Origin of the sequence: Fictibacillus sp. B-59209 (genome assembly GCF_036216745.1) — a bacterium.
Taxonomy (GTDB): Bacteria; Bacillota; Bacilli; order Bacillales; family Fictibacillaceae; genus Fictibacillus_C; species Fictibacillus_C marinisediminis.
In genome coordinates, this window is record NZ_JARMMC010000014.1 from 389,379 (window position 1) to 409,353 (window position 19,975).

The 19,975-nt window shown below is 43.8% G+C and carries 22 protein-coding genes and 1 riboswitch; of the genes, 15 read left to right on the top strand and 7 right to left on the bottom strand.

Annotated features, from left to right (window positions below):
• Positions 1 to 31 precede the first annotated feature (31 nt).
• The 5 genes from asnS to P4361_RS11200 all read left to right on the top strand — a co-directional run bounded on the left by asnS (position 32) and on the right by P4361_RS11200 (position 4,725).
• Positions 32 to 1,324: an asparagine--tRNA ligase gene (asnS, locus tag P4361_RS11180; protein ID WP_328089419.1), complete on the top strand. Its 1,293-nt coding sequence runs from the start codon at positions 32 to 34 to the stop codon at positions 1,322 to 1,324.
• 145 nt (positions 1,325 to 1,469) lie between these two features.
• Positions 1,470 to 2,189, top strand: coding sequence for a DnaD domain-containing protein (locus tag P4361_RS11185; protein WP_062237030.1), 720 nt, complete (start codon positions 1,470 to 1,472; stop codon positions 2,187 to 2,189).
• 57 nt (positions 2,190 to 2,246) lie between these two features.
• Entirely contained in the window at positions 2,247 to 2,924 is a 678-nt protein-coding gene (nth, locus tag P4361_RS11190) for an endonuclease III (protein ID WP_328089421.1), read from the top strand.
• Positions 2,917 to 3,393 carry a YpoC family protein gene (locus P4361_RS11195; RefSeq protein ID WP_091004937.1) on the top strand — a complete coding sequence of 159 codons (477 nt, stop codon included), beginning with the start codon at positions 2,917 to 2,919 and terminating at the stop codon, positions 3,391 to 3,393. Before nth ends, P4361_RS11195 begins: the two co-directional genes overlap by 8 nt.
• Before the next feature lie 63 nt (positions 3,394 to 3,456).
• On the top strand, positions 3,457 to 4,725 hold the full coding sequence (locus P4361_RS11200; RefSeq protein ID WP_328089423.1) for a glycosyl hydrolase family 18 protein: 1,269 nt from the start codon (positions 3,457 to 3,459) through the stop codon (positions 4,723 to 4,725).
• A gap of 47 nt (positions 4,726 to 4,772) precedes the next feature.
• On the opposite strand, the gene P4361_RS11205 is transcribed toward P4361_RS11200, so the two are convergent.
• From P4361_RS11205 to P4361_RS11215, 3 genes are all read right to left on the bottom strand, one after another.
• Positions 4,773 to 7,442, bottom strand: a complete 2,670-nt coding sequence (locus P4361_RS11205) for a PBP1A family penicillin-binding protein (RefSeq protein ID WP_328089425.1) — start codon at positions 7,440 to 7,442, stop codon at positions 4,773 to 4,775.
• Between the two features lie 84 nt (positions 7,443 to 7,526).
• The gene (recU, locus tag P4361_RS11210) at positions 7,527 to 8,135 is read right to left on the bottom strand and encodes a Holliday junction resolvase RecU (protein ID WP_425590252.1); all 609 of its coding nucleotides are present in this window, start codon (positions 8,133 to 8,135) and stop codon (positions 7,527 to 7,529) included.
• 87 nt (positions 8,136 to 8,222) lie between these two features.
• Positions 8,223 to 8,471 (bottom strand): glutaredoxin family protein, encoded by a 249-nt coding sequence (locus P4361_RS11215; RefSeq protein WP_062235455.1) that lies wholly within the window; start codon positions 8,469 to 8,471, stop codon positions 8,223 to 8,225.
• Positions 8,472 to 8,582: 111 nt separating this feature from the next.
• On the opposite strand from P4361_RS11215, the gene P4361_RS11220 reads away from it, so the two are divergent.
• Entirely contained in the window at positions 8,583 to 9,563 is a 981-nt protein-coding gene (locus P4361_RS11220) for a DUF2515 family protein (RefSeq protein ID WP_328089427.1), read from the top strand.
• Between the two features lie 222 nt (positions 9,564 to 9,785).
• On the opposite strand, the gene P4361_RS11225 is transcribed toward P4361_RS11220, so the two are convergent.
• Positions 9,786 to 9,908, bottom strand: coding sequence for a hypothetical protein (locus P4361_RS11225; protein WP_255357569.1), 123 nt, complete (start codon positions 9,906 to 9,908; stop codon positions 9,786 to 9,788).
• A gap of 192 nt (positions 9,909 to 10,100) precedes the next feature.
• Here P4361_RS11225 and P4361_RS11230 point away from each other — a divergent pair, with 192 nt between their 5' ends.
• The 5 genes from P4361_RS11230 to P4361_RS11250 all read left to right on the top strand — a co-directional run bounded on the left by P4361_RS11230 (position 10,101) and on the right by P4361_RS11250 (position 13,414).
• Positions 10,101 to 10,610, top strand: coding sequence for a MerR family transcriptional regulator (locus P4361_RS11230; protein WP_091004945.1), 510 nt, complete (start codon positions 10,101 to 10,103; stop codon positions 10,608 to 10,610).
• Between the two features lie 63 nt (positions 10,611 to 10,673).
• A complete protein-coding gene (locus P4361_RS11235) occupies positions 10,674 to 11,030 on the top strand; it encodes a YppE family protein (protein ID WP_062235461.1) in 357 nt (118 codons plus the stop codon).
• Between the two features lie 159 nt (positions 11,031 to 11,189).
• A complete protein-coding gene (locus P4361_RS11240; RefSeq protein WP_328089428.1) occupies positions 11,190 to 11,720 on the top strand; it encodes a hypothetical protein in 531 nt (176 codons plus the stop codon).
• A 2-nt stretch (positions 11,721 to 11,722) separates the two neighbouring features.
• Positions 11,723 to 12,943 (top strand): DEAD/DEAH box helicase, encoded by a 1,221-nt coding sequence (locus tag P4361_RS11245; protein WP_425590253.1) that lies wholly within the window; start codon positions 11,723 to 11,725, stop codon positions 12,941 to 12,943.
• Positions 12,944 to 13,414 carry a hypothetical protein gene (locus tag P4361_RS11250; RefSeq protein WP_062235467.1) on the top strand — a complete coding sequence of 157 codons (471 nt, stop codon included), beginning with the start codon at positions 12,944 to 12,946 and terminating at the stop codon, positions 13,412 to 13,414.
• A gap of 69 nt (positions 13,415 to 13,483) precedes the next feature.
• Here P4361_RS11250 and P4361_RS11255 read toward each other — a convergent pair whose 3' ends face one another.
• On the bottom strand, positions 13,484 to 14,266 hold the full coding sequence (locus P4361_RS11255) for a LysM peptidoglycan-binding domain-containing protein (protein WP_328089430.1): 783 nt from the start codon (positions 14,264 to 14,266) through the stop codon (positions 13,484 to 13,486).
• A 165-nt stretch (positions 14,267 to 14,431) separates the two neighbouring features.
• Between P4361_RS11255 and P4361_RS11260 the strand changes: the two genes are divergently transcribed.
• Both P4361_RS11260 and P4361_RS11265 read left to right on the top strand, forming a co-directional pair.
• Entirely contained in the window at positions 14,432 to 15,343 is a 912-nt protein-coding gene (locus tag P4361_RS11260) for a rhodanese-related sulfurtransferase (RefSeq protein WP_328089431.1), read from the top strand.
• A gap of 109 nt (positions 15,344 to 15,452) precedes the next feature.
• On the top strand, positions 15,453 to 15,638 hold the full coding sequence (locus P4361_RS11265) for a hypothetical protein (RefSeq protein ID WP_328089432.1): 186 nt from the start codon (positions 15,453 to 15,455) through the stop codon (positions 15,636 to 15,638).
• A 58-nt stretch (positions 15,639 to 15,696) separates the two neighbouring features.
• On the opposite strand, the gene P4361_RS11270 is transcribed toward P4361_RS11265, so the two are convergent.
• Positions 15,697 to 17,085, bottom strand: a complete 1,389-nt coding sequence (locus P4361_RS11270) for a peptide MFS transporter (RefSeq protein WP_328089464.1) — start codon at positions 17,083 to 17,085, stop codon at positions 15,697 to 15,699.
• A gap of 202 nt (positions 17,086 to 17,287) precedes the next feature.
• Here P4361_RS11270 and P4361_RS11275 point away from each other — a divergent pair, with 202 nt between their 5' ends.
• Together P4361_RS11275 and P4361_RS11280 are read left to right on the top strand one after the other, a co-directional pair.
• Positions 17,288 to 17,785, top strand: coding sequence for a metallophosphoesterase family protein (locus P4361_RS11275; protein WP_328089433.1), 498 nt, complete (start codon positions 17,288 to 17,290; stop codon positions 17,783 to 17,785).
• Positions 17,786 to 18,062: 277 nt separating this feature from the next.
• Positions 18,063 to 18,141, top strand: a riboswitch (ZMP/ZTP riboswitch).
• Between the two features lie 127 nt (positions 18,142 to 18,268).
• Entirely contained in the window at positions 18,269 to 19,468 is a 1,200-nt protein-coding gene (locus P4361_RS11280) for a phosphoglycerate dehydrogenase (protein WP_062235486.1), read from the top strand.
• Between the two features lie 55 nt (positions 19,469 to 19,523).
• Here the strand turns inward: P4361_RS11280 and P4361_RS11285 are convergent, their stop codons facing one another.
• A complete protein-coding gene (locus tag P4361_RS11285; protein ID WP_328089434.1) occupies positions 19,524 to 19,880 on the bottom strand; it encodes a DUF2512 family protein in 357 nt (118 codons plus the stop codon).
• Positions 19,881 to 19,975 lie beyond the last annotated feature (95 nt).

A 19,975-nucleotide genomic window follows, 5' to 3' on the forward strand; every position in this document is an offset into this window, starting at 1 on the left:
CTTATACATAGAATATTTTGGAGGGTGTCACGTGAAAACTACTATATCCCAATTAAAAAGCCATATCGATCAAACCGTTACCATAGGTGCTTGGCTGAGCAATAAGCGTTCCAGCGGTAAGATTGCGTTCTTGCAGCTGCGCGACGGGACAGGCTTTGTCCAGGGAGTCGTCGTTAAAGCTGAAGTCGCTGAAGATATCTGGATGACTGCAAAGAGCCTTACTCAGGAAACAAGCCTTTATGTAACTGGAAAAGTACAGCAGGACGACCGTTCCCAGACGGGTGTTGAGCTGGTGGTTACAGATGTGAAAGTGATCCATGAAGCGGTCGATTATCCGATCACACCGAAAGAACATGGAACAGAGTTCTTGATGGACCATCGACACCTATGGCTTCGTTCCAAACGCCAGCACGCGATTATGAAAGTAAGAAACGAAATCATCCATTCCATGTATGAATTCTTCCATAAGAATGAGTTCATCAAAGTGGATCCGCCGATTCTTACTGGAAGCTCGGCAGAAGGAACGACCACATTGTTTCATACAAAATATTTTGATGAGGATGCCTACCTTTCTCAGAGCGGGCAGCTCTATATGGAAGCTGCAGCAATGGCTCTCGGGAAGGTATTCTCCTTTGGCCCGACGTTCCGTGCTGAAAAATCAAAAACTCGCCGCCACCTGATCGAATTCTGGATGATCGAGCCTGAGATGGCGTTTGTTGAGCATGAAGAATCTCTCGAGATTCAAGAGCAGTTTGTCAGCCATGTGGTTCAATCAGTCCTTGAGCGCTGCAAGCTTGAACTGACAATACTTGGCCGCGATCTTTCCAAACTTGAAAACGTGAAAGCTCCGTTCCCTCGCATATCCTACGATGATGCGATTACACTGCTTAAAGACAAGGGGTTCGATGACATTGATTGGGGAGACGATTTTGGTGCCCCTCATGAGACAGCCATCGCTGAGAGCTTTGACAAGCCTGTCTTTATCACGAACTATCCAAAAGAGATTAAAGCATTCTACATGAAGCCTCATCCAGATCGTGATGACGTTGTTCTCTGTGCGGATCTGATCGCTCCGGAAGGATACGGAGAGATCATCGGCGGAAGCCAGCGTATCGATGACCTGGAGCTCATGAAAGCACGCTATGAAGAACACGGACTGACAGATGATGCCTACAGATGGTATCTCGAGCTGCGCCAATACGGCAGCGTTCCGCATTCAGGTTTTGGCCTGGGGCTTGAGCGTACGGTTGCTTGGATCACAGGTGCAGAACACGTACGTGAGACCATCCCATTCCCAAGACTGTTAAACCGTTTATATCCATGATGATGGAAAACCTCCTTTTTCGGAGGTTTTTCACCGTTTAGCCATCTAAGTGATGCCCATTTGCTTCATTTCGTCTATCACGATTTCATCATGATTGCAGGAAGCTGGGTTGATCGTGGTATACTGATGAAGGAGGGGTGTTATGATGGAAAAGGCATTGTTTCTTAAATGGCTGTCTGAAGGCACGGTTTCTATACCCCATGTATTGTTTAAACATTACCGGGCCATCGGGCTGCAGGATGAAGAATGCATGCTGATTCTTCATGTCCACACATTTATAGAATCCGGAAACCCGTTTCCGACACCGGAAGAACTGTCTGGACGGATGAGCATCTCAGCTGCAAGATGCATGGCGCTGCTCAGAAGTTTTATCCAGCAGGGGCTTCTGGAGATCGACCATTTCGAAGACGGTGAAAAAGGCATGTACTATGAAGCCTATTCTTTGAACCCGCTTTGGGAAAAGCTGCTCTCCTTGCTTTCAAGCCAAGAAGCGGAGCAGGATCAGCAGGAAAAAGAAAAAGATGAAGAAAACGTCTACTCCATCTTTGAACGTGAATTCGGAAGGCCGCTATCGCCGATGGAATGCGAAACGTTAAAAATATGGATCGACCAGGACAGGCACTCGCCTGCTTTGATCATTTCAGCGCTAAAAGAAGCGGTGATCAGCGGAAAGCTGAACTTCCGGTATATCGATCGCATTCTGTTCGAATGGAAGAAAAATAATATACAGACACCCGAACAGGCCAGAACGTACGGGGAGAAGTTCAGAGCGCGGCAAACCCGCGGAACATCGCGGGCGGCAGAGCAATCTGAGAGCCACAATCAGTTCTCGGTTCCCGTTTATAACTGGCTTGAGCAATCGTAGACGAGTGACCCTCGTCTATTTTTCTATGTCTGCTCTACAAGAATTCTGGAGGTTACGATGCTTAATAAATCACAGATCGCCTATTGCCTAGACACGATCGGCAAGATGTTCCCGGATGCACACTGCGAGCTGAACCACAGCAATCCATTTGAACTGACCATCGCCGTACTCCTGTCTGCACAATGTACCGATGCCCTGGTGAACAAAGTTACACCGGGCCTGTTCGCAAAATATAAAACACCCGCAGATTACCTGCAGGTTCCTTTGGAAGAACTGCAGGATGATATTCGCTCCATCGGACTTTACCGCAATAAAGCTAAAAATATTCAAAAGCTGTGCGAGCTTCTTCTGGACGAATACGGCGGAAGAGTGCCGGAAGAAAGGGATGAACTCACGAAGCTTCCAGGCGTTGGGCGGAAGACAGCGAACGTCGTAGTATCAGTCGCATTCGGTTTGCCGGCCATAGCTGTCGATACCCATGTTGAGCGGGTCAGCAAGCGGCTTGCCATCTGTAAATGGAAGGATTCCGTCCTGCAGGTGGAAGAGACGCTGATGAAAAAAGTTCCAAAAGAAGACTGGTGTGTCACCCACCACAGGCTGATCTTTTTTGGACGGTATCATTGCAAAGCGCAAAACCCGAAGTGCCCCGTATGTCCACTCCTGGAACTATGCCGCGAAGGCCAAAAACGTATGAAAGTAAAGTTAAAGAAAGACTCGCCGCGCTCCAATGCTTAACATTCCTGAATCCATGAGGCATCCCCTTTTTTTCGGCAATGAAGAGCAGCTGGAAGAAAGGGATGCTTACGTCCCTTTTCTGGAAGAACTCCTCTTTTATAACGGTATGGGGCCTTCTCCGCATACTCAACAAAAACAAGGAATAGAAGCAAAGTTTGTTAATTGGAAAGCGGCAAGCTCAGTTATTCGATCCTTCTTTTCCGAGAGAAACAGAAAAGAAGCGAGGAATCCGATGATTTTCCAGCTGGGCTGTTTTCTGCAGGCTTTGATGTGGTGCAACGGCCAGCCTGCCGGCAACCTGTTAGGATGGAAAGAAGAGATTCAACCTTTGGATATCAAGCCAGTGAATGTCATAGAACGCCTCGAGATGATCTGTTCAGAGCCGGATCATTATCATTCTTATATCCAGCTGAACGAGCTGTTTCAGGAGCTTCAGAAAAAGGCGGCTGCCATCAAACACAATGGCTGAACGGAATATGGACAAATTCTCCCTACATAGACTAATTCATGAGAACGTGTAGGAGGGGGAGCTATGCAGATTCATGTGGTTCAAAAGGGAGACTCGCTTTATAAAATCTCTCAGTTTTATAACCTGCCCTGGCAAGAGATCGCTTCCGTAAATGCTCTTGGTGCTCAGGATGTCCTGACTGTCGGGCAGACGCTGCTCATACCCGCGCCATTCATTTATAAAGCTAAAAAAGGGGATACGTTTGAAACGGTAGCCTATAAGCTTGGAGTCACAGTATTTGAGCTGAAGCAGGCCAATCCCGAGGCTGATGACAAGCCATTGAAGGAAGGACAGACGTTGAATGTCCCGCAAAAGAGGAAGAGGACGCTGACGATAAATGCATTTGCAGAACCATCTGAAAAATCAAGGGAAAATTTTAAAAAAGCAGCAAAAGCACTAAGCTATATATCGCTGTTCAGCTATGAAGTGAACGAAAAGGGTGATTTAAAGCCGCTTGACGACAGCTCTTTTTTGCGTGAGATAAAAAATGAGAACGTCAGGCCTCTTATCTCGATCACGACGATCAAAGACGGCGCGTTTAGCCAGGAACTAGCGACGACTATTCTGAAAAGTCCTGAGATCAGCAATAAAGTCATTGAGAACACTGTAAAGATCATGAAAGAAAAAGGGTACGTAGGGGTAAACGTAGACTTTGAATATATTGGGCGGCAAAATAAAGAACGGTATAACCGGTTTCTGCGGAATATTACCGACCGCATGCACAAAGAGGGCTATGTTGCCACATCGGCGCTCGCGCCGAAGATTAAAGAAAAACAAAAAGGCGTCTGGTATGAAGGACACGATTATAAAGCACATGGACAGACTGTTGATTATGTGATCCTGATGACCTATGAATGGGGATACAGCGGAGGCCCTCCGCTCCCGGTCAGCCCGATTAACGAAGTAAAAAAGGTGCTGGATTATGCAGTAACAGCGATACCAAGAAGCAAGATTTTGATGGGGATCAACCTGTACGGCTACGATTGGACACTTCCCTACGTCCAAGGCGGGCCGCAAGCTAAAGCCCTCAGCCCGGTTCAGGCGCTGCAGCTCGCAGGAAAAAGGAAAACCGCTGTTCGATATGCAGAAGACGTTCAGGCTCCATATTATGAATACTGGGATAAAGAGAAGAAGCAGCATAAGGTTTGGTTTGAAGATTACCGCAGCATGAAAGCAAAGTTTGATCTGATCGATGAATATCGGCTGGGAGGAGCAAGTTTCTGGAACCTTGCTTTTGATTATCCGGGATTATGGAACTACCTTCAGGACCGCTATACGATCCGGTTTCAATAATAAAACAGGCCATCGCCGCATACGGCGATGGCCTGTTTTATTTTACTTTATTGATTTAAGTCTGGGAGGGAAGGGAAACCGCCTTGTTCTTGCTGCTGTTTCTTTTCTTGTTTTCGTTGTTGCTGATCCTGCTGTCCTTGTCCTGGCGGATTCTGAGGCTCCGTTCCGCCTCCTTGCTGGCCGCCGCCCTGATCAGGCTGGCCGTTGTTGCCGCCGTTATTTCCCTGTCCAGGCTTTGTGTTGTCTCCAGGATTTGTTCCTGGGTTGCTGCCTTCCTGCCCTTGTCCAGGTTTTTTCCCTTGATCCGGGTTGTTTCCTTGTTCAGGGTTATTCCCCTGATCAGGCGTTTGTCCTTCTGCAGGCGGTTGCTGTTCACCTGGTACGGTTACGGATGTTTGAGCAGGGTCGCTCTCTTTCCCAGTATCTGTTTCAACCGCTGCGATCTGGAAGGTATACGTCTTGCCAGGTTCTGCGTTTGGCACGGTGAATTTCTTGTCGCTGATCGTCTGTTCAGCAGCAGCTGCGCCGTCAACGCTCGCTGCTACCTTATAGACCGTTTTGCCCTTGCCGCCTTTGTAATTCCATTTCACATCAATGGACTTGCTCTTATCATCGTACTTGGCGGTCAGGCCTTCAATCGAAGCTGGTTTCTCATACTTGTTAGAAACTTCGCTTGGTTCCGTTCCGCGAACAAATAATTCGGTCGTTTTCTGATCATCAGGTGTAAATTCGCTTGCTTTTTTATGTGTTCCTTTTTCAAGTGTTACATCTACTACAGAGTTCGGTTTCTTGAAGTCAGTGTTGCTGTGATTTAAGCGGCTCATCACTTCTTTAAAGATTAACTTGGAATAGTTTTTTTGGTTCGTATCGAGATAGTGAACGCCGTCTTCATCTTTGTATTTGTTGTATCCGGTCCAAACAGCAGCGGAATAGGAGGTTGTATATCCTGCCATCCACGCATCGTTCGTTGCGCTCTTAGGGATGCCGTACTGTTCTCGGATTTCCTTAGGAAGGTTGGTCGTTCCCGTTTTACCGGCGATATTAAGGCCTGGGACGTTCGCCATAATTCCTGTACCGCTTCTCATGACGCCTTTCAGCATATCGGTGATCATATAAGCAGTATAATCCTTCATCGCAGCGACTGGTTTTGTCTCTGGTTTTACAACCTGTCCGTTCGGGAACTCAATCTTCCGGATCGTTGTCGGTTCGGTATAGACGCCTTCATTTCCGAAAGCGGCGTAGGCACCCGCAAGGTTTAGTGGGGTGATCCCTTTTTGGAATCCGCCGATCGCATAAGCTGGAGGTGCAGAGTCAATCTTGATACCAAGCTTATTGGCGAAATCGACTGCTTTGCTTTCGCCGACTTCAAGGAATGTTCGGACGGCAGGTGTATTCTCCGATTTTTCTAGAGCCTTGCGCATCGTTACTTCTCCAAATTGTTCATTATTAAAGTTATTGATGGTCGCGCCATTGATTGTAACTGGTGTATCTTTCAGAATGTGCCCGGTATCCCACTTCATGTTGTCGATCGCAGGGCCGTAGTCAAGGATCGGTTTGATCGTAGATCCCGGCTGCCTTGGATTTCCAGAAGCATAGTAGGCGCTCATTAGGTTCTCATCGCGTCCGCTGCCGATCGCCCGGATTCCACCGGTCTTCGTATCAACAATCGCGATACCGGATTGAAGCTTTTTATTCTCATTACGCAGGAATGAGGCGTTCTGAAGCACATCCTCCGTTGTTTCCTGAGCTTTTGTATCCATGTTCGTGTAGATTTTCAGACCATCGGCAAAGACATCGACATCTTCCATGCCTTTAATTTTATGAAGGTCTTTGATGACTTGCTGCAGGTATGCTTCGTGAACCCGTGTTTCCTGCAGCTTTCCTTTACGCAGGCCGTCTGTTACCGGAGTGGCTTTTGCTTTATCCGCTTCGGCCTTTGTGATGAAACCATACTTTTGCATCTGTCCTAATACAACGTTTCGGCGCTGTTCCGCTTCTTTTGGATGCGTGAGCGGGTCATAGTTGCTCGGGGCTTTTGGGAGTCCTGCGAGCAGGGCCACTTGATGAAGCTTAAGCTGATCAAGTTTGTCCGCATCAAAATAGGTTTTAGCAGCTGTTCCGATGCCATAGGCACCATGGCCGAAATAAATCTTATTCAAGTACATCTCCAGGATCTGCTCCTTTGAGTACTTCTGTTCGAGTTTGATCGCCAGGTACGCTTCCTGAATTTTACGCGTCAGCGATTTTTGATTGGTGAGGATCGTGTTTTTTACGACCTGCTGGGTGATTGTGCTTCCCCCTTCAGAACCAAAACCGCCTGTCAGGTTGGCGAGTGCTGCTCCGAAAATCCTGCGCACGTCGACACCCGGATGCTTATAGAAGCGCACATCCTCAACAGATACGAATGCATCTCTTACATTAGGCGGAATATCTGCGATTCCTGCTTTTACCCGATTCTCTTCAGAAAAGAGGGAGCTGACTTTCTTTCCGTCTTTATCGTAGATCTGGGAAGATAAAGGGGTCTTCAGTTTTTCAGGGTCGAGTTTTGGGGATTTCGCCATGATGACCCCGACAGTTGCTGTTCCAATGAGAAACATGATGATCAAGAACGAGATGATAGCTTTAAAGAGCGGGAACCTCTTTTTCTTCTTGGGCGGATTTTTGCCTCCGCCGGAAACCTGTCTGCGTTCCTGCCTGCTGCGGTATTCATTAGACATGTATTTGTACCAACCTTTCACTTACTGCATTATACATTATGATTATTCGTCAATAGCTTATTATTTATGAACTTGACTTGTCCGCTAGTGATTGAAGTATATTTTATCAATAATTTTTAAATAGTCAATTCTGGGGATAAAGCCTGGGGAAACAAGGAATCCGAGGGTTTCTATGTCAGTTTTCGGTATCGATTTCCTTCCGTTCTTTTGATCGTTCCAGAATGAGATCAAGTGTGAAGCGTCAAGGAGATAGATTTCGTTCAGTGTAGAGAAGCGCAGGATGACGAATGCAATGCCGCCGTGCGCCGTGATCGCTTCCATGTGATGAATCTGATGTTCATGGAAGTTACGGAGCGGGAAGGAGGTCTTGTTTTTCGATTCCTTCGCTTCAAAATCAATATACTTTCCCCGGTATACGCCGTTGTAATCTGTCGTGGAAGCGAGTTTAAAATAAGCTTCTTTTATGACCGCTGCCGAACGTTTTGGATATTCAACATTGACAATCTGAACAGGGGTCGGTTTTTTATGGATGACGGCTCTGCCGGTTTCCAGATAATACTCATTGCTTTTATTCAAGTCTTCTTCCAGGGTCATGCCTCTGTTGCCGTAGGAAATGGTGCTTTGGGCTTTAGAAACGCCATGCGGCAGGGTAGGCTCCTGCTTTTTTCCATTCGGATAATTGATGGGTGCCATCATTTCACATCCTTATAATGAATACATAAGAAAAACTATGCGAGCGGCAAGTGCTGGCATAGCTTTTTAGAGATAGGCCGTATTTGTTTAATCGATCGCAAGAATGGACTGCAGTTCCTCCTGCTTGAAGCCCATCACAACTTCCTGGGAACCGTCCTTTATAATCACGGTAACAGGAGTCGCACTTGCTCCAAAACCGATGACTTCATTCATATATTGGGGATTCTTCCGGATATCTCTTTCCTCGAATGAAATGTTATTTGATTTTAGCCATTCTTTCTCTGCAAAGCATGGCGGGCAGGTTTCCTGTGTATAGATGATCACCTTTTGCTCCATGTTCATGCCTCCAAACCTTATGTTTATCTTCTTATTTTACCGTTTTTCTATAGAGCTTACAAATATTTTAGGCAGCGCTGTAGAACGATAAGGATAAAAGGAGGGGAAAAGTTGAGCCAGGAACAAAAATGGATAGAATCAGAGCTGACCCGAGAGATTCAGCTAAAAACAGAAAAAGGGAACCGAGATAATATTTCACGTACCGTATTTTATCAGCAGTTTTATGAAAAACACCCAGAGATCAAATGGTCTTTTCTGGCTTCCATCGTATCAAGAAATGCTGGTTACAACATGTGTGACCTTGAGGGGGAATGGATGAGGAGATCCATTCCCCAAAAATACCGCCATCTGCTTTTTTTTACGTATGAGCGGGCGAACTGGCTGATTTTCTCGGATGCCTATCCGCAGCTCCTTCTTTATGAAAAAAGCAAAGAGGCCGGCCGTCCGTTGTTCTCACTGCTTCCGATGCTCAATGTTTCTAAGTATATGCAGAGAGAGTGGCTTCGGTTTTGGTCTGTGGGAGACGAAGAGAGGCTATGGACATCGTTGATCATCAATGAACAGCATCTGATCCAGCGCCCGGTCATCGATCATCCTGTTTATCGCCGGAGAGTTTTTCTTTCCATGCCGTATCGGCTCCAGAATTGGCTCCATTTCAGTACAGTTTTGTTACCGACATTAGAGGGAGATGTGTTCGGCTTTTCTGTACACGGTTTCCGTACGATTAAAAATCGCATTCTGCTCGGAAGAAGGCTTGCATGGCTGCTGTTTCAATCTCCCTACCAGACATTGTTTTTTGATTTTGCACAGATGACTCCCCATACAGGCTCACGCCACGATTATGAACAGTACGTCTATCCGAACCGCGAAAGGCTGCCGCAGCTGCTCCGGCTGATCTATCCGCTCGTTGATCACGGCCGGCCGTCCCTGCCGGACTGGAGTAAACGAGTAAAGAACATAGATACCTATTATCGAGAATTTTCAATTCCTCGGCAAATCAACCTGACGGAGTGGTACCACAAAAAAGAGCTGGAGCTGCAGATCGGGATCCTATTGGGAGAACTGCTGTTTAAAGATAGGAATTTGAAATAAAAAAAGGTGATCTGGCTTCCGCTGTTAAAGCGGGCAGGATCACCTTTTTTGCTTTTATTAAGGATTGATAGCCGAAAGTCTGAACGAGTGGTTCAGCCTTTTAATCCAGCTTCAACGGCCAGACTCTCGAGTCGCTTCGCTCTTGAGCAGAAAACAAAATGCGTTTTATGCTCAAGAACTCCAGCGCTTGCGGGGTCTGTACGGCCGTTTCAGCATTTCGTATTATGTAGCCGGATAGTTGGGGCCTTCCAGCTTTTTGTCGCCGTGTCCTGTTTCTTTTTCCTGTTCAGGTGCGTTTGTCATTTTTTCCTGCTCCTGCTCCAGGCTGTTTTCGTGTTTTTCCATAATCGTTCACCTCCTGATTGTAGTGTTAGGCAGGAGGACCTGTTTCATACGGAGTGAACAGTGTCGAAAGGAGGATATTTTTAAGGAATATCACTTTCTTTGCCGAATCGCTTCTAGTTTTGTCACCTATGAAGGGAATCAAAAAAAGGTACGGAATTACTACCATATAAGAAAACGGGGAGGGAATTAGAAATGGAAATGGTGTTTAAAACAAAAACGGTTTCGGAAGAACTTGGTGTCAACCCCACTACCATTCAGCGCTGGGTCAAACATTTCAATCTTACTTGCCAAAAAAATGACCATGGTCATTATCTGTTCTCTGAGCAAGACATAGAAGATTTGCGTGAGATAAAAAAGCAGCTGGACGCCGGGCTTCTCATGAACGATATCCAGATCGCAGCTCAGGTGAAATCTCCAGTGGCTCCGGTGAAGGCCGAGAGGTTTGATGAACGGTTCGAGAGTCTGATGGCACAGATCGAAAAGCTGGAAAAAAAGATCGAAGAAAAGGCAGACGACGTATTGTCCTATCAAGTTCTTCAGCATGCTACAGAGATGGATGACATGATGAAGCGTCTGATCAAAATTGAAGAGAAGATTGAAGATATCGAAGTGAAGCTGCTGAAGATGCCGCAGGGCACAGAAGAGACCGCTGGATATAAAAAACCCCGGAGGAATTGGCTCGTCAGTCTTTTTACCCTTTAACTTTAATGAACCTCGTGCATTCTATTCTTTATTTTGGTAGGATAGAAGAGTCAGGGGTGAATTATGGATCGCTTAAATCAATTAACAAGAGAGCTTTTAGATGCCAATCGGGAAGCTTTTGATCAATATATCGAAAAAACAAAAAAAGAAGGCTATGAAGTAGACTTTTATGGAGAGGTCAAGCCTTTTACCGACCGGATCCGCGCGATGGCGGAAGAGTGGAAGAACCTTTCCTTGCCATGGGTAGCGGCTAACCAGCCCAAATATATTCACGTTAACCAGATTAATGACACGTTTGATAACTTACAGTTTATTGCGGTATTTGCATTTCAGCCGGATACGAGGGAGAAACGGTTCACCGAGATGGTCAAATCCATCGATTACGTCCTGAGTACCATGCTGGATCGGCTGCATTCGTAAAAGACGGAAAACTAAGCCGTCTTTTTTATTTTGTCTGTTTCAAAAAAGAGAAAGAGTAGCGTACGGAGATGTATGAAGGTAAAATGAATGTATTCATCCAGAGCCAAATATAATTTCACGTACCGTATTTTAAGACTATAAAACAAAGAAGGTACTTACATGATTGATCCCACGATCTATGAAAATTTAAAAATTATACTGGAAGGGATGGTCTATGACCTTGATTTTGACGGGCGCTTAAAGGTTACGAACCGCCGTGATCTGGTCGATCTTGCATCTCTCAGCAGAAAATACAATTTAGAAGTATTTATAAAAGAAAAAACAGGACAGGGAATAAAGGTAAAAATTGAACTTGCAGCAGGTTTAGAAGACCTTGCAGATGAAATAATGGAAAGAGAGACAGCGAATACTGGATGCCGGTTTTCTGTGACCTATTATTTAACGGTGCAGGATATTGAAGCAGAGTGTTCAGAGCTCGGTGAAACCTTAAGAAGGATATGGAAGCCTTACGGTGAAGTCTCTCAAAGGGTTTCATATATCTATGGGTTGCCAAGAGGCAGCTACCATAATGAAATTTTAATAAACATAGACAGCAAATTGCATGAAGAAAACAGCGAACAGCTGGAGGATTACTTGGAACGCATGATGGCTTCATGTAAACAAATTTTTCATAAAGGGGAAAATAAATGAGTATGACTACACAATTAAAGGAGTTGCATCCTTTCCTGCAAGAGAACTGGGAAAATGCGGCGTTTGAAACACTTACTCCAGTACAGGAGCAGATGCTGCCGAGTATGCTTGGAAGAAAAGACTTAATCGTTGAATCTCCGACTGGAACAGGCAAGACACTGGCTTACTGTCTGCCGGTATTGCAAAACATAGACAGCAGTTCATCTTCTTTACAGGCAGTGGTCATTGCGCCAACAAAAGAATTGGTCATGCAGATTCATACCGTTTTTCAGGAATATGCTCAAGGAAGCAGAATCTCAGGAACAACACTGATCGGCGGAGTAAACGTACAGCGGCAGATCGATAAGCTAAAGAAGAAGCCACAGTACATCATCGGGACACCGGGAAGGATTCTTGAGCTTTACAAAAATAAAAAGCTCAAGCTTCATGAGGTGAAGACGATTGTAGTGGATGAAGCAGATGTCGTTTATGATATGGAATTAATGGACGAGGTTCAGAATATTGTTAAAGGGACGATGAAAGACCGCCAGCTTGTTTTTGTGTCAGCGACCATTTCAAAAAAATCAGAAGAGCTCGCAAAGGAATGGATGAATGAGCCTCTTTTCATAAAGGTTGAAAGGGATTCATCTGCCGCAAAAAAAGTACAGAATCTTTACCTGATTTCTGAAAGACGTGATAAAATAGATAATCTCAGGCGCATTATTCGACACCATTCGAACATGAAGGCTATCGTGTTTTTTGGTGATAGCATGCATCTTGAAGAGATTGCTGCAAAAATGGCTTACAGAGGTATAACCGTAGGGGTGATCTCTGGACAAGCGTCCAAACAAGAGCGGCAAAAAGTGATGAGAGAATTCCGTGCAAGTGATCATGCATTGCTTCTTTCAACAGATCTAGCTGCGCGCGGACTGGATATTAGCGGACTTACACACGTCATACATTTTGACCTAGCAGATTCAGAAAAACAATACATTCACCGTTCAGGAAGAACAGGCAGGATGGGCCAAGAGGGAACCATCATTTCTCTAGTGACCGAAAGAGAAGAGAACGTGCTCGTAAAATGGGCGAAGAAGATGAACACCCACCCTCAAAAAATGGTCTTTAAAAGAGATCAGCTCGTCCCGCAGTCGCATAGTACACAGCAAAAAACGGACAAAAAAAGGCCGCCCAAAAAGTCAGCACCACAGCGAACTCATAATTTTACAAAAAAGAAGGGGAAATAATTGCTGGAGAATGAAAAACTAATTTATAAAATCAATAAAATGGTGGAACGTTTTAACTTATCAGTTGATGTTCAGATCGAGGCCAAATATCCACTCGACCGAAATATCGGCGGGAAATATAATGCCGGAGATCATTCGATAACATTGTATCTGGAAGAAATTCAATCTCAGTGTCAGTGGATGTTTCCTGAACAGGATGTCATGCTGGAGTATGCCCTGGTCATCTTTGCTCATGAAGCGGGCCATGCTACAGATCCCTATTTGCAAAAGCTAGTGGAACTGTACGATGATACAGAAGATGAACTGAAAAAAAGAAAGATTGAACTGATAGTTGAAGTTCAGGCCTGGAAGATTGCGAAGGCCCTCGTCAGGGATGTGCCAGATGGACTCTTCAACAAAATAAAAAGGATTTCCTTGGAACATCATTATAAAGCGGTTTCTGTTCGCATGGATGATGCGGGTGTCGCTTAAAGCTCATATATAAAAGGTCCAGTGCTGATCAAACAGTACTGGACTTTTTTTGTGAGAATCTAACGTTTTTTATCGAATGAACATTTGGACCCAGGCACCATTGTAGTACCCGACGCCAATCTGGCTATACTTGCTGCTTAAAATGTTTTCACGGTGACCTGTACTGTTCATCCAGTCCTGCATCACCTGCTGGGGAGAACGTTGCCCTTCAGCGATGTTCTCACCGGCGGCTGTATATGAGATGCCGAATGTTTTCATCATGTCAAAAGGCGAGCCGTAAGTTGGTGAGGTGTGGGAGAAATAATTCCGTTCCACCATATCTTTTGCTTTGATCTGGGCGACATTGCTTAGTTTCTGGCTGAGAGTAAGCGGAGTGAGCCCTTGTTTGTTTCGTTCCTGGTTAACGAGGCTGGCCACTTCTTTGGCGTTAGCGCTTACATTAACATGCTGGCTTGGAGCCGACTGGCTGACAGTCTGACTTTCTGTTTTGTTGCTTGCTGGAAGCTCAATCGTTTGCCCGGGATATAGCAAGCTGGGATTCTTGACTTGCGGATTTTCCAGAATCAAAGATTGGATGCTTTGTCCATATTTTTTTGAGATGGTATAGAGAGTGTCTCCGAAGCGGACGGTATATAATGCTGAATGATCAGGAATATAAATGACTTGTCCAGGATAGATCATCGTTTGGTGCAATAGATTCATATTCATTATAGTTTTAACGCTTGTCTGATGGGTTTGAGCAATTTTATAGATGGAGTCTCCCGGCTTTGCAGTATATGGACTTGCTGCAAAAGCGGCAGTCGTCATACTCAGAAAAGCGGTAAGACTTAATGCGGCCGTTTTAAAAAACATAGTTCCTCCTTATTAAATGATTCTCACAATTCAAATATTCACACATCCAGTAAATGAAAACAACTGGGAATCAAAGGGAAATCGTTTTCATGATACAATCTGCCTTTTTGCAGTAAAATTTGTTATGATAGTTGAGTTGAAACTAAGCTAATGGAGTGAAAATTAATGAGTTACCAAGTGTTGCTGTTTTATAAATACATCACGATTCAAGATCCAGAGCAATTCGCTGCTGAGCATCTTGAATTCTGTAAATCGATAGGATTAATGGGAAGGATCCTTGTCGCAAATGAAGGGATCAACGGAACGGTATCTGGAACGACCGATCAAACGGGCTTATATATAGAGCATATGAAAAATGACAGCCGGTTTCACGATATCGTATTTAAGATCGAGCACTCTGAAACCCACGCATTTAAAAAGATGAAAGTTAAATTGAAAAGAGAGATTGTAAACCTAAACTTGGATGACGATGTTAACCCGAATGAGCTGACAGGCTATCATCTTGCGCCAAAAGATTTTTATGCAGCAATGCAGCAGGAGGATGTGGTTATACTCGATGCCAGAAACACCTATGAATATGACCTTGGTCATTTTAAAGGCGCCATCCGGCCTGATGTTGAAACGTTCAGAGATTTGCCAGACTGGATCAGGCGAAATTTCAGCCAGTACAAGGACAAGAAAGTGCTGACGTACTGTACGGGAGGCATACGGTGTGAAAAGTTTTCGGGCTTCTTATTAAAAGAAGGGTTTCAGGATGTCTCCCAATTAGAGGGCGGAATCATTTCCTATGGCTATGATGAAGAAGTGAAGGGAGACCTTTGGGACGGAAAATGCTATGTCTTTGATGAGCGCATATCAGTACCGGTCAACAGAGCAGGAACAGAAAAGGTAGTAGGCACATGCTATCATTGCGGCAAGCCCGAGGAACGCTATGTGAAGTGCGGCAATCCGGAATGCAACAAACACCTGCTCATGTGTGAAGAATGTGAGCACGAGCATAAGCGGGCATGCAGCACTCATTGCCGGGACCATAAGGACAACCGCTATGTAAAAGAAAACCGTTCGATTGAAGCCTAATTGAGTACCGGGTACCCTTTAATTTAGAGAGGGTACTTTTTTTTATACTGGAAGGCGTTTTCAATAGGTGTATAATATAGGCAGAGACATCAAGAAAGGTGTGTATTCAATGATTGATGTGGAATTCCCGGAAAATAAGCTTGAACTTCTGCCAGCTGTCTTCATCTTCATCATTTTTGTGATTCTGGCGTGGATGACGGTTAAATTTCTTAAACAGTTACATACAAAGGAACTGAAAAAAGCTGAAGCAGTAGAAGCTAGAATGAAAGAATTTGAACTTCAAAATAAGCATTAGTACGCATTAAAAACAGGCAGCCTGCCGGCTGCCTGTTTTTAATGCGTATTTACATGTTTTATTCAGCTGCCATATTCACAAGTTTTTTAGAAAGGCTTAGGAGTATAAGACCAAGGAAGATGGTAACTCCCCCGATGATCATGAATACTTCAAAGTATCCTAATGATTCTGTAGTAGAAGCCAATTGTCCGGCAAGGATGTTGGCAAAACCTGATCCAGCAAGCCAGACACCCATCATAAGGGAAGCCAATTTAACTGGAGCGAGTTTACTGGTCATGGACAAACCAACCGGCTGTAAGCAAAGCTCACCGATCGTATGGAGGAAATAAGTCAATACCATGAAGATCATGTTTGCTTTAACTGCTGAAGAATCGCCGGTTCCTGTTTGAATAAGAGCAGGAACAAGAACAGCAAAACCAGCACCAAGCAGCATCATACCAATTGCCATTTTCGTAGGAGTTGGCAGGTCTCCGCGTTTTGATTTTGATAATTTAACCCATAAGATAGAGATGATTGGAGCAAAGATTACGATAAACAATGGGTTAAGTGACTGGAACCAAGAAGTCGGAACCGTCCATCCAAATACTGAGCGGTCAATGAACTTGTCCGTATAAAGGGTTAACGAGCTTCCGGCTTGTTCAAAACCTGCCATGAAGAAGATAACAAAGAACGTCAGAATTACGATAACTTTCACTCTGTTTTTCTCTACTTTAGTAAGAGGTTTCTTTTTCACATTATCGCTGACAGTATTTTGAGCAGCTCCAACCGGCTTTTTGCCGATGTCGCCTAAGAATTTGTTTCCAAGAAAGTTGAATAGGAGCTGGCCGATAATCATTCCGATGGCCGCCGCTAAGAATCCAAATTTAAATCCGAAATGCTCAACACCATTAACTGTTGTTTTAAAGAAATCTTCAGCAAGAAATCCAACAATGAGTGGAGAGAAGAATGCACCAATGTTGATTCCCATATAGAAAATAGTGAACGCAGCATCTTTACGGGCATCTTTTTTAGAGTATAGATCACCAACAAGCGTAGAAATGTTTGGTTTAAAGAAGCCGTTTCCGATGATCAACAATGCAAGTCCAGCGAAGAATGCAGGTTTACTCTGATTGGCAAACAATACAAGGTTACCAAGCGCCATTGTGACACCGCCTATGGTAATCGCAAGTCTTTTGCCCAGGAATCGGTCTGTTATATATCCGCCTATCATTGGTGTGAAGTATACAGCACCGGTGAAGAATCCATAAATACTCATGGCCACGCTATCACTCATGCCTAGACCGCCGCTGATCAGCGATTTAGTCAAGTAAAGGACCAGAATGGCTCTCATGCCATAATAGCTGAACCTCTCCCACATTTCAGTGAAGAAGAGCAAGTATAATCCAGGTGGATGTTTCTTTTTTGTATGGAGCTGAATGTCCTGCTCCACTTTTACAGTTGCTTCCATCATGATGCCTCCAATTTGTTTAATCTATAAATATTTTAATTTACTAAATATTTAGTAGTCAATAACAATTAAATGGAAAAGCTATTATAATTCAATTGTGAAAATAATGAATATTTTCACAAAAAAGCGCTTTCCTTGATATCACTAAGGATTACGGCCTATGAAAAAATAACCAAGTGTGAAAAAGAAGGAGAAATTTTTTATGAAAATTGTCGTGATAGCTGACACCCATATGCCCAAAAAGTCCAAAAAGCTGCCTGAAAGGCTCCTGTGTGACCTGGAAACTGCCGACCTCATTATCCATGCTGGCGACTGGCATACGTTAGATTTATACAATGAGCTGCAATCCTATGCACCTGTCAAAGGAGTGACAGGAAATGTGGATGGACTGGAAATGAAAGAACTTCTAAGTGAGAAACTCATCCTTGAAATCAATGGATACAAAATAGGCATCGTTCATGGACATGGAAAGAAACAGACGACTGAGAAAAGAGCGATCACTGCTTTTCAGGATGAAAAAGTGGACTGCATCATTTTTGGCCACTCTCATATTCCTAAGAACTATATGTTCAATGAGATTCTTATGTTCAACCCAGGTTCACCAACTGATAAACGTAGAGAAAAATATTTTTCTCACGGCATCCTTACAATTGATCAGGAACTAAAAGCTAAGCATATCTTTTATAAAGATAAAATTTAACATCGTTAACTAATAAGCAGTTTATTCCTATTCTCGCCGAAATTCAAATATTGGGATTGAACGCCTAGAACTGAACCATAAAACCTTAAAATAGTTCCGATCATATAAAAAAGCCAACATTAAATGTTGGCACCTTTTCCGCTCAAGAGGGTTAACGGAAAAGCCTTAACATTAGTAGGGATTAAGAGAATTCGATAGTCTCTAAATAAAATGTTTGAATTTTTAATATACAGGTGTTGATAGCTGCCTGAAAATTTGTTAGTATAAAACAAATTAAAAGGCTATGTGTAACTGGCGAAACGCGGATAACCGCGAGGGAGCACATAGTGTCGCAGCCGTTCGCCTGGGCAGAGGTAAGGAGATTTTTTCCCTTACCTCTTTTCTGTTTATTTGAGGAAGTATAGGGTAATTCGTAAGTTTCCTGCTTTACTTTTGGTAATTTGATTAAAGAGGAAACCATCATAAAAAAGAGGAGAGAACAAAATGACGACAATCACGTTAGAAAAAGGAAAAACCATCAAAACCTTAAATAATATAGCGGAAAGCGGTCTGAAGGTATTCAACAAAGGTAACTATATTATAGACAACGACAGTGACAATCCTGAAGCGATCGTTGTTCGCAGCTTTAACATGCACTCTTTAACATTTGGAGATGAACTCAAAGCCATTGCGCGGGCTGGGGCGGGAGTTAATAATATTCCGGTTGAACTATGTACTGAGCAAGGAATTGTTGTTTTTAACACTCCTGGAGCTAATGCGAACGCGGTAAAAGAAATGGTACTGACATCATTAATGGCTTCATCCAGGAACCTTTTTGCCGGTGTAGAATGGACAAAGACTTTGGAAGGTGAAGGTGAACAAATACCAAAACTTGTAGAAGCAGGAAAGAAACAATTTCTTGGAAAAGAAATCAAGGGAAAAACGTTGGGTGTAATAGGTTTAGGTGCAATCGGTGCACTTGTAGCGAATGATGCGCTTGATTTAGACATGGATGTAATTGGGTTTGATCCGTTCATCTCCGTGGATACAGCCTGGAACCTGTCCCGCAATGTACAGCGCGCGATGACGCTTGAACAGTTATTTGCCGAATCAGATTATCTTACAGTACATGTTCCTTTAACGCCTGATACAAAAGAGATGTTTAATCAGAAAGCGTTCAATGTTATGAAACCGGGAGTCCATATATTAAATTTCTCTCGCGGAGAGCTTGTGAACGAAAAGGATATGGAAATCGCACTCGAAAATGGAATCGTCGGCCAATATATTACTGACTTTCCGAATGAAAATGTGCTGAAAATGAAAAATACTGTTCCGGTCCCACACCTTGGAGCTTCCACGAAAGAATCAGAGGAAAATTGTGCCATTATGGCGACCCGCCAGGTGAAGGAATTTTTAGAAACCGGAAACATCAGAAACTCCGTAAACTTTCCAAACGCTTCCCTTCCTTATACAGGAAAGCTGCGAGTGGCAGCTTTCCACGAAAACGTACCGAATATGGTGGGCCAGATCACACTGGCTGTATCAAGCTATAATTTGAACATCGCTGACATGGTTAACAGAAGCCGAGGAGGATACGCCTATACGATGATTGACATTGACAATAAGGTAAACGGCGAGGTAATCCCTGGTTTAGAAGATAAGATCAAAGAAATTGACGGCATCATTACAACGCGTGTGATCTAATAACAAATAAAATTGTAAAGAAAGCCTCAATTCCTTTAAGGAATTGAGGCTTTCTTTATATAGGTTCGCTATGAGCTTTATGAGAAGCCAATAAATAACGGTGCGTAAAAAATTCGAGGATTCCCAGAAAGACACTTGTTAAAAGAGCGCCAAACCAAGTAACAGAAGCTTCCCATTGAAAGTTTGAGGCATAATAGAGAATGATACAGGATACCGCCACATCAATGAATACACTGATCCAAAGAGCTCCTTTGCGAAGGACAAAGTATTCGACTGCGACTCCAAGAATTGCAAGCGTCATTCCCACCACAATGATTTGCCAATAACTCTCGAAATGTACACCTGGAAAGAAAAAAGCAGCGACGAATAAAACAATGGGAATCGTAATAAGTTTTATGATCAAACTGGTCATATTTAACCTCCTGTCTGCTGATATTGTAACCACGATCTTTTGTCTCAATTCAGCAAAAATGAAGCATACTAAACATCAGCTGAAAAAAGACAGGA